The 17185-nt window shown below is 55.4% G+C and carries 15 protein-coding genes; 10 read left to right on the forward strand and 5 right to left on the reverse strand.

All coding sequences use genetic code 11. The features are described from left to right. The first annotated feature begins 32 nt into the window (after positions 1–32). The 5 genes from dapF (at position 33) to OCL06_RS08970 (ending at position 4244) form a co-directional block, all read left to right on the forward strand. Positions 33–863, forward strand: a complete 831-nt coding sequence (gene dapF, locus OCL06_RS08950; RefSeq protein ID WP_262993627.1) for a diaminopimelate epimerase — start codon at positions 33–35, stop codon at positions 861–863. Further along, on the forward strand, positions 860–1555 hold the full coding sequence (locus tag OCL06_RS08955) for a DUF484 family protein (protein WP_262993629.1): 696 nt from the start codon (positions 860–862) through the stop codon (positions 1553–1555). The genes dapF and OCL06_RS08955 overlap by 4 nt, the downstream gene beginning before the upstream one ends. 5 nt (positions 1556–1560) lie before the next feature. Next, positions 1561–2484, forward strand: coding sequence for a tyrosine recombinase XerC (xerC, locus tag OCL06_RS08960; protein ID WP_262993631.1), 924 nt, complete (start codon positions 1561–1563; stop codon positions 2482–2484). Between the two features lie 30 nt (positions 2485–2514). Then, the gene (locus tag OCL06_RS08965; protein ID WP_262993633.1) at positions 2515–3228 is read left to right on the forward strand and encodes an HAD-IA family hydrolase; all 714 of its coding nucleotides are present in this window, start codon (positions 2515–2517) and stop codon (positions 3226–3228) included. Positions 3229–3311: 83 nt separating this feature from the next. After that, positions 3312–4244, forward strand: a complete 933-nt coding sequence (locus OCL06_RS08970) for a S41 family peptidase (protein WP_262993635.1) — start codon at positions 3312–3314, stop codon at positions 4242–4244. Positions 4245–4248: 4 nt separating this feature from the next. Here OCL06_RS08970 and cysE read toward each other — a convergent pair whose 3' ends face one another. Next, positions 4249–5061, reverse strand: coding sequence for a serine O-acetyltransferase (cysE, locus tag OCL06_RS08975; RefSeq protein WP_262993637.1), 813 nt, complete (start codon positions 5059–5061; stop codon positions 4249–4251). Between the two features lie 182 nt (positions 5062–5243). Next, the gene (locus OCL06_RS08980) at positions 5244–6257 is read right to left on the reverse strand and encodes an LLM class flavin-dependent oxidoreductase (RefSeq protein ID WP_262993640.1); all 1014 of its coding nucleotides are present in this window, start codon (positions 6255–6257) and stop codon (positions 5244–5246) included. Between the two features lie 248 nt (positions 6258–6505). On the opposite strand from OCL06_RS08980, the gene uvrD reads away from it, so the two are divergent. Beyond that, positions 6506–8677: a DNA helicase II gene (uvrD, locus tag OCL06_RS08985; RefSeq protein ID WP_262993642.1), complete on the forward strand. Its 2172-nt coding sequence runs from the start codon at positions 6506–6508 to the stop codon at positions 8675–8677. Between the two features lie 45 nt (positions 8678–8722). Further along, positions 8723–9967, forward strand: coding sequence for a GGDEF domain-containing response regulator (locus OCL06_RS08990; protein WP_262993643.1), 1245 nt, complete (start codon positions 8723–8725; stop codon positions 9965–9967). 3 nt (positions 9968–9970) lie between these two features. Here OCL06_RS08990 and rarD read toward each other — a convergent pair whose 3' ends face one another. Together rarD and OCL06_RS09000 are read right to left on the reverse strand one after the other, a co-directional pair. Further along, on the reverse strand, positions 9971–10849 hold the full coding sequence (gene rarD, locus OCL06_RS08995; protein WP_262993886.1) for an EamA family transporter RarD: 879 nt from the start codon (positions 10847–10849) through the stop codon (positions 9971–9973). A gap of 168 nt (positions 10850–11017) precedes the next feature. Next, positions 11018–12355, reverse strand: a complete 1338-nt coding sequence (locus tag OCL06_RS09000; RefSeq protein WP_262993645.1) for a magnesium transporter — start codon at positions 12353–12355, stop codon at positions 11018–11020. Positions 12356–12686: 331 nt separating this feature from the next. Here OCL06_RS09000 and recQ point away from each other — a divergent pair, with 331 nt between their 5' ends. After that, positions 12687–14516, forward strand: a complete 1830-nt coding sequence (gene recQ, locus OCL06_RS09005; RefSeq protein WP_373318468.1) for a DNA helicase RecQ — start codon at positions 12687–12689, stop codon at positions 14514–14516. Between the two features lie 6 nt (positions 14517–14522). On the opposite strand, the gene OCL06_RS09010 is transcribed toward recQ, so the two are convergent. Beyond that, the gene (locus OCL06_RS09010) at positions 14523–15191 is read right to left on the reverse strand and encodes a glutathione S-transferase (RefSeq protein WP_262993649.1); all 669 of its coding nucleotides are present in this window, start codon (positions 15189–15191) and stop codon (positions 14523–14525) included. Between the two features lie 245 nt (positions 15192–15436). Here OCL06_RS09010 and OCL06_RS09015 point away from each other — a divergent pair, with 245 nt between their 5' ends. Beyond that, on the forward strand, positions 15437–16861 hold the full coding sequence (locus tag OCL06_RS09015; RefSeq protein ID WP_262993651.1) for a protein adenylyltransferase SelO: 1425 nt from the start codon (positions 15437–15439) through the stop codon (positions 16859–16861). Continuing rightward, on the forward strand, positions 16849–17181 hold the full coding sequence (locus tag OCL06_RS09020) for a DUF3630 family protein (protein ID WP_262993653.1): 333 nt from the start codon (positions 16849–16851) through the stop codon (positions 17179–17181). The genes OCL06_RS09015 and OCL06_RS09020 overlap by 13 nt, the downstream gene beginning before the upstream one ends. Positions 17182–17185 lie beyond the last annotated feature (4 nt).

Below are 17185 nucleotides of genomic sequence, written 5' to 3' on the forward strand. Positions count from 1 at the left end.
GGGCTAACACTTATAAGAAAGATGCGCGCTTAATGCAAATTCAGTTCTCCAAGATGCACGGTCTGGGCAACGACTTCATGGTTGTAGACAACGTGACCCAGAACGCTTTTTTCTCCAAGGAAAAAATTCAGCAACTGGCAGACCGGAACTTTGGGATTGGCTTCGACCAGTTACTTATGGTGGAGCCGCCTTACGACCCCGAACAGGACTTCCACTACCGCATTTTTAACGCCGACGGCTCGGAAGTGGCCCAGTGTGGCAACGGCGCCCGTTGCTTTGCCCGCTTTGTAAAACAAAAAGGCCTGATTAACCGCAATAAAATCGTGGTGAGCACCAAGGCCGGCAAGATGGTGCTGTATCTGGAGAAAGACGGGCAGGTCACTGTGAATATGGGCAAGCCTGAGTTTGAACCCGCCAAGGTGCCGCTAAAAGCCAACAAACAGGAAAACTTCTACATCATCCGCGACGGCGACCAAACCCTGTTCTGCGGCGCAGTATCGTTGGGCAACCCGCACTGTGTTATGGAAGTGGACGATATCGACACCGCCCCGGTGCACGACGTGGGCCCGCAGCTGGAACGTCACGAGCGCTTTCCTGAAGGTGTTAATGTGGGCTTTATGCAGGTATTATCAGAGTCTCATATTAAATTACGTGTATTTGAGCGTGGTGCCGGCGAAACGCTGGCCTGCGGCAGCGGTGCCTGTGCGGCAGTTGCAATAGGTCAGATACAGGGTAAATTAGGCAAGGACGTGCGGGTAGACTTACCCGGCGGCAATTTACGGGTACGCTGGCCCGGTGGCGATGCCCCGCTGAAAATGACCGGCCCGGCTGAACATATCTATGATGGACAGATTACCTTATGAGTGAAATATCAGGTCACACAGAAGCCATGGTGCCCCTGGAACCTTACGAGGATACCGGTGCCGTTTCCGCTGAGGACGTTCGCGCCTATCTGATGTCACATCCTGATTTTTTCAATCAATACCCGGAACTGGCGGAGCGCCTGACCATCCCTCACGGCCACAAAGGCAGCGTGTCGCTGGTCGAGCTGCAAAGCGAACAATTGCGCAAGAAAGTCCGCCAGTTGAATTACAAGCTGAACCAGCTTATTGGTATCGCCAAACAAAACGAAAAAATTTATCGCGTATATACCGACCTGAACGTGCAGTTATTGCACTGTAAAACCCTACATGACATTCAGCTGAAGCTTGAAGAGGTGTTACAAGAGCGGTTGCAACTGGCCTCGGTGGTCATTAAGAACTTCCGCGGTCCGCACGCCATCCCCGAACTGCAACGCCGATTGTTTGCCGAAAAACGGTTTAAGCACGACTCGTTCTTTTTCGGCCGTCTTTCCCAGCACGAGCGCCAGCTGTTATTCGGCAGTGATCCGGCCGAATCCTCCGCCCTCATTCTGCTGGGGGAAAAACATGATCTGGGCATTTTAGCCGTGGGCAGCGCCGACGCTACCCATTTCACCCCCGATATGGATACCCTGCTGTTAAAGCAACTTCAGCAGGTGCTGAACATAATTCTTCCCGACCTGCTTGAGTACTGAGGCTCGTGGCCGAGAGTAGTAATTACTCACTTTCTAAGCACTGCCAGCACTGGCTGGACAAATTCCTGCTTCATCTGCAAGTAGAACGGGGCTTATCACCGCATACGCTGAGCAACTATCGCCGCCAGCTCACCGAAATAGCCGCACTGTTGGCGCTGGACGACTGGTCTGGCTTAACGCCCTCCGATGTAAAACGGGTGCTTACCACTGCCAAGCGCCAGGATCTCAGTGCCCGCAGTATTGCCTTGCGGCTGTCTGCCCTGCGCACCTTCTGTCAGTATTTAATGAATAACGAGCAGCTGTTCACCAATCCCGTGGAAGGAATTCAGGCCCCCAAACAGGGCCGTCCCCTGCCCCGTCAGCTGAGCGTGGATGATATGCAGCAGCTGTTAGCAGATAACACCGACGATGACGATGAAGGTTTGCGTCTGCGCGATCAGGCGATGTTTGAACTCTTGTATGGCTGTGGTTTGCGGTTAAGCGAGCTTACCGCGCTGAATTTAAGTGACCGGCAGGCAGACGGCACCCTTAGGGTCACCGGTAAAGGCAGCAAGCAACGTATTCTGCCGCTGGGCCGCACCGCCGAAAAAGCCCTGCTGGCGTGGCTGAAAGTGCGTGCTAACTATGCGTCGCCCTATGAGGCCGCCATATTTGTGAGTAAGCGCAAAACCCGCATCTCTAACCGCCAGGTAGCGAACCGTCTGAACAAAATGGCCCAGTTACAGCATATTGATCAACAGGTCAGTCCGCATAAGCTGCGCCATTCCTTTGCGACCCACGTACTGGAAAGTAGCGGTGATTTGCGTGCGGTGCAGGAACTGCTTGGTCACGCAAACCTGTCCACTACCCAGGTGTATACCCATCTGGATTTTCAGCACCTGGCGCAGGTATATGATGCTGCACACCCCCGTGCGCGGCGAAAACGCTAGCTTTTTCATTATCCCATTATCAGGAGTTGCATGCGATTCTACCGACCGCTTGGCCCCATCCGGGCTATCACTTTCGACCTCGATGACACTCTGTACGATAATGGCCCGGTGATCCGCCAGGCCGAACAGGCACTGACCGCCTTTATCGGCACGCATTATCCCAGAGCTGCGGCACTATCTGCGGAAGACTGGCATAACATTCGGCATACGCTGATTAGCGAGACCCCGGCGCTGGCCTCCGACATGGGCGAGCTGCGGCTGCGCACGCTTACCCAGGCATTGCAGAATGATGTCAGCGGCGAAGCGCTAACGCAGGCTGCCAGCGCCTGCTTCGACTGCTTTTATCATGCCCGCAGTGAGCTCACGCTGGCAGACGATGTTCACCGGACGCTGGATTATCTGGCCCAGCGGGTACCGCTGGTAGGCATTACAAATGGCAATGTGGATCCCAAGCGGATTGGCATAGACAGCTACTTCGATACCATCTTTCACGCCAGTCTTACCCGTCCAATGAAACCCGCCCGGCCATTGTTTGACGATGCCGCGACCCATATCGACCAGCCGCCCGCGCAAATCCTGCACGTGGGTGATAACCTGATTAAAGACGTGCATGGTGCTATAAATGCGGGTTACCAGACCGCCTGGTTCGCCTGTAACCGGCCAATGCAACTTCCCGCGGAGCGGGTGAGCACACTCCCTCATGTGCAACTGGACTGCCTGACCGAGTTAATGCAGCTGCTGTAACCCCTACTCAGCGTTTTCATCCGTGAGCTTGAAAACGCGGGCGCTGAGCGCCATATCAGGACAAACACAGGGAGCGTGCCACCATGAAAAATATACTGATGATAGCCATGTTACTGGCCAGCGGCTGGGTAGTTTCCAGTCCTGCGGTACATCCTGAGCCCACGCTGAGCGAACACGAAGTCGACACCATTATTGCCAACACAGTCACGGCGCTACACGACACCTATTTATTTCCTGAACAGGTCAGTGACGCGGTGAGTCAGCTACGTTATGAGCGCAGCATGGGCATGTTTCAGCGGGGTATGAAGTTTGGCCGGTTCCGGCAGCGCTATGAAGCACTGCTGATTACCGCCACCCAGGATTCTGGCTTCGAGCTGCTGGAGCGCACTCCGGCCACGCTGCAATCGTCTGCACCTGAACATCAACGGACCAGTAACCTGGCGATGGAAATATTGCCGGACAATATTGGTTACCTTACCTTTGAGGGTGATTTCACCGGCGCGGGTGCCGACCGTGAGCTGGCTGCCGCCATGCATTATGTCCGCGATACCGGTGCCCTGATCCTCGACCTGCGCCGGGCCGGCGAGACCTCATTTGCGGTTGCGCAGAATGTGGTCAGCCAGTTTGTTAAGACAGGCACTGAGCTGGCCAGGGTGGATTACAACAGCCCGCACTCACCCAGCGTGGTACGCGCCCAATCTGTGCCAGCCCCCTATTTAGCGCGCCCGGTATATATACTTACCGCAGCGCTGGTTGCCGGTCCCTGGGAATTTGTGTGCTACACCCTCAAGCACCATGACACCGCCGTCATTATCGGCGAAGACACCATGGGTGTGGGGTACATGAAAATGGCGATAGACCTGAGTGAGCATGCCAGGCTTACCCTGTATTACGCGCAAACCCGCCATCCCGAAACCGAGGGGAACTGGCACCGCATTGGGGTGATTGCAGACTACCAGACCAGTGCCGCTGACAGCATGGATACAGCTCTCACGCTTATCAGCGACGCGTTATAGGTAATTAGTCGCGGGCAGCGGCGTTATCTTCCAGTACGTTTTGCTTCATAGAGTCGCAGGGATGTTCACAACAGGGCCGGCCTACGACTTTCGCGGGCACGCCCACGACCGTGACATGGGCGGGCACATTGCTTAACACCACACTACCGGCGCCCACTTTAGAGCCTTCACCAATTTCAATATTACCGAGGATCTTGGCGCCGGCGCCCACCAGCACACCCTCACGTACTTTCGGATGCCGGTCACCTGACTCATTGCCGGTACCGCCCAGTGTGACACTCTGTAATAACGAGACATTGTCCTCGACTACCGCCGTTTCACCAATCACGATACCGGTGGCATGATCGAACATGACTCCTTTACCTATTTTTGCGGCCGGGTGAATATCCACGCCAAAGGTTTCCGAGTTACGGCTTTGCAGAAATAACGCCAGCTGATGCCGGCCATGCTGCCACAGGTAGTGAGCCATACGATGCACCTGTACCGCCTGGAACCCTTTAAAGTGCAGCAGTGGAGTCAGATAATCGGTGACCGCAGCGTCCCGGCGGTACACCGCCATAATATCCTCAATGGCGGCCTCGGTGATTGCCGGCTCTAACAGATAAGCCTCATCAAACACTTCCCGAATAGCCAGCGCAGGCATTACGTCATCTGACATTTTGTTAGATAAAATAAAGCTCAGCGATGACTCAAAATTATGGTGGGTCAGTATGCAGGCGTGGACAAAGCTCGCCAGTAACGGTTCGTTGTCAACCAGTCTCTGAGCTTCTTTTTTCAGCGATAGCCAAAAGTCGGTGGTGTTGGATAGTGCTTGCATAGGACAGTCCTGTAGCGGAATTAATGGACGCTCTTTGCACTGTAGTGACGACAGCGCATAATTCAAGACCCGGGACGGCGATTTCGCCATCCCGTGCGGTGTTCGGATTGTACCCCGCAGACCGGGGTTTTGATCATTCTTTCCGGATAAAGACATGCAGACAGCCAAATAGTTGCCGTCTGTTACAACGATGGGGCGGCGAATAGAGTGCGCATGTTACCCAGTGCCGCCAGCGTTTCAATGTTGGCAGACAATGCGTGGGCGGGCGTCGATACTATCAACTCATCGACGCCGGTAGCGGCCACAAAGTCGCTCAGGGTTTCTTCTACCTGTGTATCCGTTCCCACGGCGGCGAACCGCAGCGCCTGGTTAACGCCCCGTATCTCATTCTCGTGCAGCGCCAGCCGGATATCTTCTACCGGTGACGGTAGCGGTGCATTCACCCCACGCCGCAGGTTTGCAAACTGCTGTTGAACCGAAGTAAACCGCTGTGCCGCTTCATTGTGGGTGTCTGCCACCACGGCCATCACCCCGGCCATCACGTAGGGTTCCTTCAGACTGGCTGACGGCGTGAATTCGGCACGATATAAGCTGATGGCGTCCTGCAGCGCTTCCGGTGCAAAATGAGAAGCAAACGCGAACGGCAGGCCCAGCGACGCGGCCAATCTTGCTGAGTACAGGCTGGAACCGAGCAACCACAACGGCACATGACTGTTGGTCCCCGGCACCGCAATTACCTCCTGGTCGTGCTCACTGCTGCCCAGGTAACCTTGTAACTCGGCAATATCCTGCGGATAGCGACGGGCATCACCGGCTACATCCCGGCGCAGCGCTTTGGCGGTGGCCTGATCGGTACCCGGCGCCCGGCCCAGCCCTAAGTCAATCCGTCCCGGAAACATCGCTTCCAGCGTACCGAATTGCTCAGCAATCATCATCGGCGGATGGTTCGGCAGCATAATACCGCCCGCTCCCAATCGGATGGTTGAGGTGACCTGGCCAATCCCGGCCAGCATCACGGCGGTAGCCGCACTGGCCACCCCACGCATACCATGATGCTCTGCCAGCCATACACGGTTAAAGCCGTGCTGTTCAGCAGCCTGGGCCAGACGCTGGCTGTGGGACACCGCCTGGGCGACAGATTGTTGCTCACCAATGTGGGCAAGATCTAATAACGAGACTGGAATGGGGGCGGCCATACACGCTCCTTAAAGCAGCAAGAAAACATTAATACCGGCAGTGCCTGGGGCAGTTACCGCGTCCGATAACTCAGACATGCGTCTGGCCGAGAGCAATTGCAAGGGCAGAAGTGAAAGGTTTTAGCTCTAGGGCTGACGTTACAGACCGCATGGTTCAAAGAAAACTGGTCGCAAGCCTGTATAAAATAACAGTTAACTGGCATAATATTGCGATTTGCTGACCACATTAACGACAGGTGTTTTGCCCTATGGATGTATCTTTACTGCTTGACGATCTCAACGACCATCAACGTGAAGCGGTGGCTGCGCCCCAGTCCAACATGCTGGTGCTGGCTGGCGCGGGAAGCGGTAAAACCCGGGTACTGGTCCATCGCATTGCCTGGCTGATGGAAGTGGAAAACATCGCGCCATTCTCCATTCTGGCGGTGACCTTTACTAACAAAGCGGCGCGTGAAATGCGCGGGCGCATTGAGTCGTTAATGGGCCGAAGTCTGCACAATATGTGGATTGGCACTTTTCACGGGCTGGCACACCGCTTATTGCGGGCACACCATGCCGAAGCGGGCTTGCCGGAAAATTTCCAGATCCTCGACTCAGATGATCAGTACAGGCTGGTACGGCGCATTCTGAAAGCCATGAACCTGGACGAAAAGCACTGGGCGCCCCGGCAAATACAGTGGTATATCAACGGCAATAAAGATGAAGGGCTGCGTCCACAACATATCGAGACCCATGGCGATCATATTCAGCAAAAAATGCGCGATATTTACGCGGCCTATCAGGATGCATGCGATCGCTCAGGTCTGGTCGACTTTGCCGAACTGTTGTTACGTGCCCATGAACTGTGGGCGAAAAACCCCGAGGTACTGGCCCACTACCAGCGTCGTTTCCGCGCCGTACTGGTAGACGAATTTCAGGATACCAACAACATTCAGTATGCGTGGTTGCGCATGCTCAGCAATACCGACAATAACAACATTATGATTGTCGGCGATGACGACCAGTCTATCTATGGCTGGCGCGGGGCCAATGTGGATAACATTCAGCATTTTCTGAAAGATTTTGAATCGCCTGCCACAATTCGCTTGGAGCAAAACTACCGTTCTACCGGCACCATACTGAATGCCGCCAACGCCGTGATTGATAATAACCAGGGGCGGCTAGGGAAAGAACTGTGGACCGACGGCAGCGACGGTGCACCCATTTCAGTGTACGCCGGGTTTAACGAACTCGACGAAGCCCGTTTCATCGTATCGCAGATCCGTAGCTGGCTGAATGATGGCAATGCCCTGAAAGACAGCGCTATTTTATACCGCAACAATGCCCAGTCACGGGTGTTAGAGGAAGCATTGCTGCATGAAGGCATAGCCTACCGAATTTACGGTGGGCTGCGCTTCTTCGAACGTCAGGAAATTAAAGACGCGCTGGGCTACCTGCGCATGATCAATCATCCCCACGACGACGCCGCATTTGAACGGGTGGTAAACACGCCCAGTCGCGGCATCGGTGAAAAAACACTAACCCAGATCCGCGAAACCGCGCGGGCCCATAATTGTTCTATGTGGCAGGCCAGTCAGCTCTTGATCACCGACAAGGCCCTGAAAGGCCGCGCGCTGAATGCCTTGCAAAGCTTTAGCCTGCTGATCAGTGAAATGGAGCAGAAAGCCACCGACGAGCCCCTGGAAGAACAGGCCGATATCGCTATTAAGCAGTCTGGTCTGTATGCCATGTATAAGGCTGAGCGTGGTGAAAAAGCCCAGGCGCGCATCGAAAACCTGGAAGAACTGGTCACCGCCTGTAAGCAATTTATTGTGCCGGAAGAAGCCGAGGAGATGACGCCATTGTCTGCCTTCCTTGCCCATGCGTCGCTGGAGGCCGGCGAAACCCAGGCCGATACCGACCAGGATGCGGTGCAGATGATGACCATCCACACCGCCAAGGGTCTGGAGTTTCCATTGGTCTTTATGGCCGGTGTAGAAGAAGGCATGTTCCCCAGTCAGATGACCAATGACGAACCCGGGCGCATGGAGGAAGAACGCCGCCTATGTTACGTGGGCATGACCCGCGCCATGCAGAAACTGTATATTACCTATGCAGAAACCCGCCGGGTCTACGGTCAGGACAAATACCACACCGCCTCACGGTTTATCCGCGAGATCCCGGATAACTGTGTAGAAGAGGTGCGCCTTAAATCTACCGTGTCCCGGCCCGTCCATAACCGTTTCTCACGCTCTGCGTCTCACGAAGCATTTGAGCACAGTGGTTTCCAGCTGGGTCAGCGGGTCACGCACCGGAAGTTTGGCGAAGGTGTCGTGCTGAATTACGAGGGCGCGGGCGACCACGCCCGGGTACAGGTAAATTTTGATGACTTAGGAAGTAAGTGGCTTGTGCTGGCATATGCTAAGCTAGAAAGTATCTAAAGCACGGCAGGGTTCACCGGCCGTCATTGCAGGGCGTCGGGACGTATGCAACAAAAGGTGCTGGTGATTGAAAACAGTCAGGTGAGTCTTAACCTGATGGAAAAGCTGGTGCATAAAGCAAACCTCACTCCGATAGGCGCCCGCTCCCTGACTGAAGCTCAGTACAAATTCAGTCATGCCACCCCAGAAGATTACCTGTGCGCAGTGGTGGGCTATCAATTACCTGATGCCCCACGCGGCGAAGCCATTGATTTCACCACCAGTGCCTTTCTGCCCACTATCGTGGTCACCGATGAAATCAGTAATGACGTGCGTGATGCGGTACTGGCCCGCGACGTCGTGGATTACGTGCCAAAAGAAAACAACCAGGTATACGACTACATCGCCCGCTTGCTGGCCCGACTGGATAAGAACCGTCACATTGGCGTACTGGTAGTACACGGCCGGCGGGGGCCGCGGGCGTATATGGCCTCGTTACTGTACCGCCATAACTTCTCTGTATTTCAGGTGGGCTCTGCCAAAGATGCCATGGCGGCGCTGGCACAGCGGCCTAATATTCAGCTGGTGCTGACCGACAGTGCCCTGCCCGATGAGTCTGGCACCCGGTTCATTGCTAATCTACGCAAGCTGTTTTCCAAAGAGCAGCTGGCCATTATTGGCATAGCGGATGGGAACAGTGCTGCATTGTCCGCACACTTTCTGAAAAGCGGCGCCAACGACTTTCTGCGCCTGCCGTTCTGTCATGAAGAGTTCCTTTGCCGCATTATGCAAAACGTAGAGTTGATGGAGAATGTCGAGTCTATTCGCAGTGCGGCCAACACCGACTACCTCACCGGCCTGTCCAACCGGCGCCATTTTTTCTATACCCTGAGCATGGGTTATCAGACACTGCCCACGCCACATGCGCTGGCGTTGCTGGACCTCGACTTCTTCAAGACCGTGAATGACACCCACGGCCACGATGCTGGGGATGCTGTGCTCAAAGCGGTGGCTGCGTTACTCACCCGCCATTTTAACGACGAGCTGGTGGCGCGGTTTGGCGGTGAAGAGTTTTGCGTCTACCTGCCACAGACCGATGCCGACACAGCCATAGAACGCCTGGAAGCCTTTCGCCGCCAGGTGGCGGCGTTAAAAGTGGAGGTAGATCAGGGGGGGCCGTTAACCGTGACTGTCAGTATCGGTATGACCTTCCAGCCCGCCAATAGCATTGAAGCATTACTGTCAGCGGCCGACCGGCTGCTTTATCAGGCCAAAGCTCAGGGCCGCAACCAGGTGTGTAGCGACAGCTAGACGCTATTCTGGCGTGGCGTACCGCAACCGGCGTTGCTGCCGGTAGGCACGCAGGGAATCCACTGAGAAAATCACCAGCGCCGCCCATACAAATCCGAAGGTCACCAGTCTGGCCTCCTGTAGCGGTTCGTCATATAAAAACACCGCCAGGAAAAACATCAGCGTAGGCCCGATATACTGAAAAAAGCCCAGTGTAGAATACATGATGCGGCGGGCCGCTGCGGTGAAGCATAGCAAGGGCGCGGTAGTGACCACCCCGGCGGCCAGTAACCACAGGTTCAGCGATAACGGGTTATCGGGCATGGCACTGTAAGAGGAAGCGAAGAACACCCAGTAACCCAGCGCCAGCGGTAGCATCATCAGGGTTTCAATAAACAGGCCGGGCAATGAGTCGACTGCCACCTGTTTGCGCAGCAACCCGTACACGCTGAAACTGCCGGCGAGTACCAGCGCTATCCACGGGAACTGCCCATAGGAGAGGATCAGAATACTTACGCCAATAACCGCTAGTACCACCGCCACTTTCTGAAACAAACGTAACCGTTCACCCAGAAACAGCCGGCCCAGGAAGACATTCAGTAGCGGGTTAATGTAATAGCCGAGACTGGCATCAAGAATATGGTCGTTATTAATGGCCCAGATAAACAACAGCCAGTTAGCCCCCAGCAGAATACCGGCGGCAAATAGCACCAGCATGACCCGTCTGGAGCAGACGGCCGCCACAACTTTCGGCCACTGTCGCATGCCAGCAATCAGACCGATCAGGATCACGGCTGACCAGACTACCCGGTGCATCAGTACTTCCATGGCAGGCATCATCTGCAGCTGCTTGAAATACATCGGGGCGATACCCCACATGGTATATGCGGCGATGGCACACATCACCCCGACCTGGGTACGGTTTACGGCGGATTCAGTCTGAGACACGTGATTCCTGTCATTGGCTGGCTTCGAGGACGGGCATTGTCGGTGAATGCCCGTCCCCGCGCAATACGAATTCGTTATGGTGTATAGTCGTGCGACCAACGTCGGCTGGCAACACGGCCTGCGTTACAGCAAAAACAGCGTTCCCAGCCCCAGAAAGGCCACAAAGCCCACGATGTCGGTGACCGTGGTGAGAATAACCGAGCCGGATAATGCGGGATCGATGCGTAATTTATCCAGAATAACCGGCAGAAATACTCCGGCCAGGGCTGCACTGATGATATTCACCAGGATCGCCAGACAAATCACTATGCCCAGCACCACATCGGTGAACCAGAAATACGCCACAATGCCAATCACCACTGCCCAGATAAGGCCATTCACGCCGCCCACCTTCAGCTCTTTAATCATCAGCGCCCGGAAGTTGGCACTGGTTACCTGGCCAAGGGCGAGGCCCCTGACGATCAGAGTCAGGGTCTGACTGCCGGCAATCCCGCCCATGCTGGCTACCACCGGCATTAATACTGCCAGCGCCACCACCTGTTGCAGGGTGGCTTCAAACAGGCCAATAAACCAGGAGGCCAGAAACGCAGTGAGCAGATTGATGCCCAGCCAAACGGCGCGGTTACGGGCACTTTTCGCTACGGGTGAAAACAAATCCTCGTCTTCATCCATACCTGCCGAGGCCATCACCTGACGTTCGTAGTATTCGTTAACCAGTTCACCGGCAGACTGCATATCCAGCCGCCCCAGCAACTTATTGCCTTCATCTACTACCGGCAGCGAGGCGTAACCAGAGCGCTGCACCTGCAGTGAAGCTGCCATGCTTTCATCTGTGCCTTTCAGCACCGGGATATTTTCTTCGGTAAGCTCGACTAACGGCACGTGTTCAGGTGCGCCAAACAGCCGGGTCAGTCGCACGGCAGCGGAAAACTGGCCCGAGCGGTTTACCAGAAACACGGTATCGCAATGCGCGGGCACGTTGCGGCGAATAAGGCGCAGGCCCTCGCGCACTTTGGCATTCAGGGGGAGTACCAGCAGCTCATGACTGATCCAGTGACCAATTTCCTCGTCTTTAAACTGGGTCGCTTCCCGGAAATAGGCCTGTTGACGGCCATCCAGCGCGGCATAGGCTAAGTCCACCAGCCGTGATGGCAAAGAATCGAGCAGCTCCAGCAGATCTTCCGCTTCAATGTCATTGAAGATGGCCGCCCACTCATAATCCTGCACCGCATCGATAAGGATTTCCCGGGGGTCGCTGCGCATCTCTACCAGCACATCGAGTTTACGGTCCCGGGGGATCCCTTCCCACACAGCTATCCGCCGATCTACCGGCAGCGACTCCAACAAGGTGGCAATGTAGACATCGTCCTGCGCCGCCAGCGCGGTGAGAATGGCCGCAGGATCGTCAGTGGGCCCCTCTGAAACAAACTCTTCAATGAGATCGGGTAACGGTTCTGCCATGCCCTGTCTCCTTTCAATGTTGTGGCCACGCCACGGTTAAGCGCAATTTGTAGATATACTGATGAACCCGTTTAACTAGCCCAGCATAGCGTTAAAGGGCACCTGGTCGCGAAACAGGAAAATAACCTGGTTCGTCAGTGTGTCTCTGAGTGTGGCGGTCATGGGCGCGCGAGTCAAAAAGCCGTGCTGTTATTGTACCTGCAATTACACATGACGCCATATTTGTCAGCGAAAACAGCCACTTTCAGCCAGCCCCCTGATTTTTAGGCCAGAATTGCCCTTTCCCCCGTGAAGCTTGCACTAAAAACGCGTAAAATCCCCGCCCATGAATATGCCTGTTGTTGATACCGCACCTCCCGAACCGTCGCCACCTACGCCCCAGTCTGTGCTGGAGCAGGTCTTCGGCTATGCCACTTTCCGGGATGGTCAGCAGCAGGTGATTGAGCACCTGTGCGACGGTGGCGATGCACTGGTGCTGCTGCCCACTGGGGGCGGTAAATCATTGTGCTATCAGATCCCGGCGCTGGTTCGTCCGGGGACGGCCATTGTGGTGTCGCCGCTTATCTCGCTTATGCAGGATCAGGTGGAACAGTTACAGGCACAGGGCGTCCGCGCCGCGTACCTGAACTCGTCACTGGATATGGACGTGCAAATGCAGGTGCAGGATACCCTGCGCGAGGGCGGTTACGACCTGCTTTATGTATCTCCAGAGCGGTTGCTGCAGCATCATTTTCAGGCCCAGTTGCAGGCGCTGACCGTGTCACTGTTTGCCATTGATGAGGCCCATTGCGTGTCCCACTGGGGCCACGACTTCCGACAAGATTACCGCATGCTGGGGCAGATAAAGCGACGCTTCCCGGACATTCCGGTGGTCGGCCTGACGGCCACTGCCGATGTGGCCACGCAGGCCGATATTCAGGCCCAGCTGAACCTGCAGTCACCGCTCATATATAAAGGCAGCTTCGACAGACCCAATATCCGCTATCGGGTGATGTCCAAATATAAAGGGTTTGATCAGGTGGTGGCCTATGTCAAACAACAGGATGGCAGCGGCATTATTTACTGTAACAGTCGCGCCAAGGTCGATGACCTGAACGCCAAGTTGTATCGCCAGGGATTCAAAAGCGCAGCCTATCATGCCGGCAAAGACGCCGATGAACGGGAGTTTGTTCAGCGCCAGTTCCTGAACGACAAAGTGGACGTGGTAGTGGCCACGGTCGCCTTCGGCATGGGGATCAACAAGTCTAATGTGCGTTTCGTGGTCCATCACGATGTGCCCCGCAGTGTCGAAAGCTACTACCAGGAAACCGGTCGTGCCGGTCGTGACGGGCTCGATGCCGAAGCCCTGCTGTTGTTTGACGAAAAAGACAGTGCCCGGGTAAAGCAATGGATTGAACAGGGCGAAAACGCCGAGCGTACGGATGTGGAATTACAGAAGTTTGCCGCCATGGAGTCCTTTGCCGAGGCACAGACCTGTCGCCGTCAGGTGCTGCTGAATTATTTTTCCCAGTTCAGCGACAGCGCCTGCGGTAACTGTGATATCTGCCTCGATCCGCCCAAAATGGTGGACGGCGTAGTGACCGCCCAGAAGGTGTTGTCCTGCATACTGCGTCTCGAACAACAGGCCGCTACCCAGTACGTCATCGACGTATTACGGGGCAAGCAACTACGCCGTCTGCAGGAAGCCGGTCACGACCAGCTTAGTACCTACGGCATAGGCAAAGACCAGTCAGACTCATACTGGCACAACATCATGAACCAGTTAATTCACCAGGGGCTCATTCGGGTGGATATTACCGCCAACGCTGCGCTCAGACTGACCGAGGCGGCTCGTCCCGTCCTCAAAGGTGAGGTAGCCCTGAAACTGGCAGTGCCGCGATTGGAATTTAAGCCCGATAAGAAAGCCAGGCATGCACCGGCCAATTATGACCGGACCTTGTTTGTGCGCCTGAAACACCTGCGCAAAGTGCTGGCGGAAGAGCACGAAGTGCCACCCTATGTGGTCTTCAGTGATGCCACCCTGGTAGATATGGCTGCCAAGCAGCCCACCAGCACCGCAGCGATGCTGGATATCAGTGGCGTCGGCCAGACCAAGCTGGCCCGTTACGGCGAGGCATTTTTACAGTTAATCGACGATTATCTGAACAAAGAATTAGCCTGAGGCGTTTCAGGCATAATCGTACTGGCCGCCTTTTTCCAGCGCTCGTTGATAAGCAGGCCGTGCATGGATCCGTTTTACATAGCTGCTGATAGCCGCCAGGTTATCAGCCCGTCCCGACGCTACCAGTGACTCCAGCGGAAACAGCATTTGCACATCGGCGCCGGTAGGCGCATCGCCGGCAAACCAGTCGTGTGCAGCCAGATAGGACTCCACATAACGCAGACTTTTATCCAGATTAGGACGGTAATACGCATCCAGAATGCCATCTATCAGCTTGTTGGCGATGGGTTTTACAAAAAATGGTTTGGACGCTTTCGCGCGGGCTTTTTCGAGCACCAGTCTGGCCACCATCGGCGGCATTAAGGAGCCTTCGGCAAAGTGCAGCCAGAACAGATATTGCTGATAGGCGGCGGCATCCTTAGGCGGCGCAAAATGATCTGTCGCATATTCCCGCACCAGATACTCAATGATAGCGCCCGACTCTGCCATTGCGCCAGCTGGTGTTGAAAGGACCGGTGAGCGCCCTAACGGGTGTACGGCTTTTAATTCTGCTGGTGCCAGCTTGGTGACAGGATCCCGCTGGTACAGTTCCAGCGTATAGTCTGCTCCCAGCTCTTCCAGCAGCCACAGGATACGCTGCGAGCGTGAATTATTTAAATGGTGCAGTGTTAGCATAGTTCTTTCTGAAAACCCGGTTGCGTTGCTGGCCCCTGCCGACGTGGCCAGTACCAGTAACTAAAAGAAAAGTCGTTGTTATGTGACACCAGAGTGGGTGCCAGTGTTATCCATATAATATACAGCGGGCTCACCAGATAAGTTTAGTGAAATTAAGAATTTAATGCACCGTCCTGCCCCCTTCGAAACACTACCTGCTGCCATGGTATACTGAGGCGGTATTTGTTCCAGACAACGGGAGTCATGTGACACTCACTCATCACTACGCCAATACCCTGCCTGACCTGGTTAGTCAGGTGACACCCCAGCCGCTCACCGGGCTTAACCTGCGACTGGTCAACCGCGCCCATGCCGATGCCCTGGCGCTGCCTGACTACTGGTGGCAGGACGACTGGCTGGTAAAGGCGCTGCACGACAGTGACTCTGAGCTGGCCAAAGGTGCTGTGGCACAAAAGTACGGTGGCCATCAGTTTGGCCACTGGAATCCGGCGTTGGGTGACGGCCGGGGGCTGTTACTGGGCGAGGCCGCAGATGCCACCCAGGGGCCCCAGGACTTACACCTGAAAGGGGCCGGCCCCACGCCCTACTCCCGGCATGCCGATGGTCGCGCAGTGCTGCGCTCTACCCTGCGGGAGTATCTGGGACAGGAAGCTTTGCACCATCTGGGTATTCCTACCTCCCGCAGTCTGTGTCTGCTCACCAGTGCCGATACCGTGTACCGGGAACGTCCTGAGCCCGGTGCCATGTTAATTCGCACCGCGCCCAGTCATATTCGTTTCGGACACTTTGAATTTTATTACCACAGCCGTAACAGTCAGGCGCTGGACGACCTTATTCAGTACACCATCGCGCGTTACTTTCCCGAGTGTCTTGCTGCGCCCAATCCGGTGGCCGCACTGCTCAGTGCCATCGTGTTGCGCACTGCCCGCATGGTGGCTCACTGGCAGGCCCATGGCTTCGTGCATGGTGTCATGAACACCGACAATATGTCTGTTCACGGTATTACCTTCGACTATGGTCCGTATGCGTTTATGGACGCCTTCAGACCGAATGCCGTGTTTAACCACACCGATCACGAAGGCCGCTATGCATTTGATCGGCAGCCAGGCATTGCCCTGTGGAACTTAAACGCACTGGCCCATGCATTTTCCGGGCACTGTTCAACCGATGAGTTACGGGACGCCCTGTCACAGTTTGAACCGGTATTCATTAATCAGTACCGCCATCAAATGACCGCCAGAATGGGGCTGTCGGACAGCGCCGATGACGTGGAGATTATGCAGGAGTTCATGGCCTTGTTAAGTGCGGAGCAGCACGATTATACGTTGCGCTTTCGCCAACTGGCTCATGCTGACATTCACCAATCCGGCAGCACCCTGCGGGACAGCTTCGTTGACCGCGTCGCCTTCGATGCATGGTGGCAGCGCTATCGTGGCGCCCGCGAGCACCAGGCCACAGATGCAGATACATTGCTTGCGAAAAACCCCGCTGTGATCCCCCGCACCCATACGCTCAGTGCACTTATTGCGCAGGCCGAACAGGATGACTGGCAACAGGTGGAAGCGTTCATTCAGGCGCTGCAGACACCGTTTGATACGTGCTGGGACGAACACGAATTCGCCCGGCCGCCAACAGAAGCTACGCCGGTGTCACTCTCATGCAGCAGTTAACCCTTAGCCGTCTGCAAGAGGCCTTACAGTTCCAGCCACCGGTAGTCACTGTGCACGTGCCGCTACCAGAGAGTGCTGCCCAAACACTGCAGTGGACCCGACACTTCGCCCGGCTTACCGGTCTGACAGTGATCAGTGAGGACTGGGGAGCCGATCGCTATCAGGCGGTGCTCACGGGCACTGAGCTGCGCGTAATGCTGAATATCGAATGGCTGTGTGAGTCCATCTGGCTGGAAGCTGCCGGTGGCAATGGCAATGACGCAGAGACGCTATGGCGTTGGTGTCAGTCATGGTCGTTACCACCGGATCACGACAGATAATTCA

The sequence above is a fragment of the Alteromonas salexigens genome (genome assembly GCF_025628895.1).
Classification (GTDB): Bacteria; Pseudomonadota; Gammaproteobacteria; order Enterobacterales; family Alteromonadaceae; genus Alteromonas; species Alteromonas salexigens.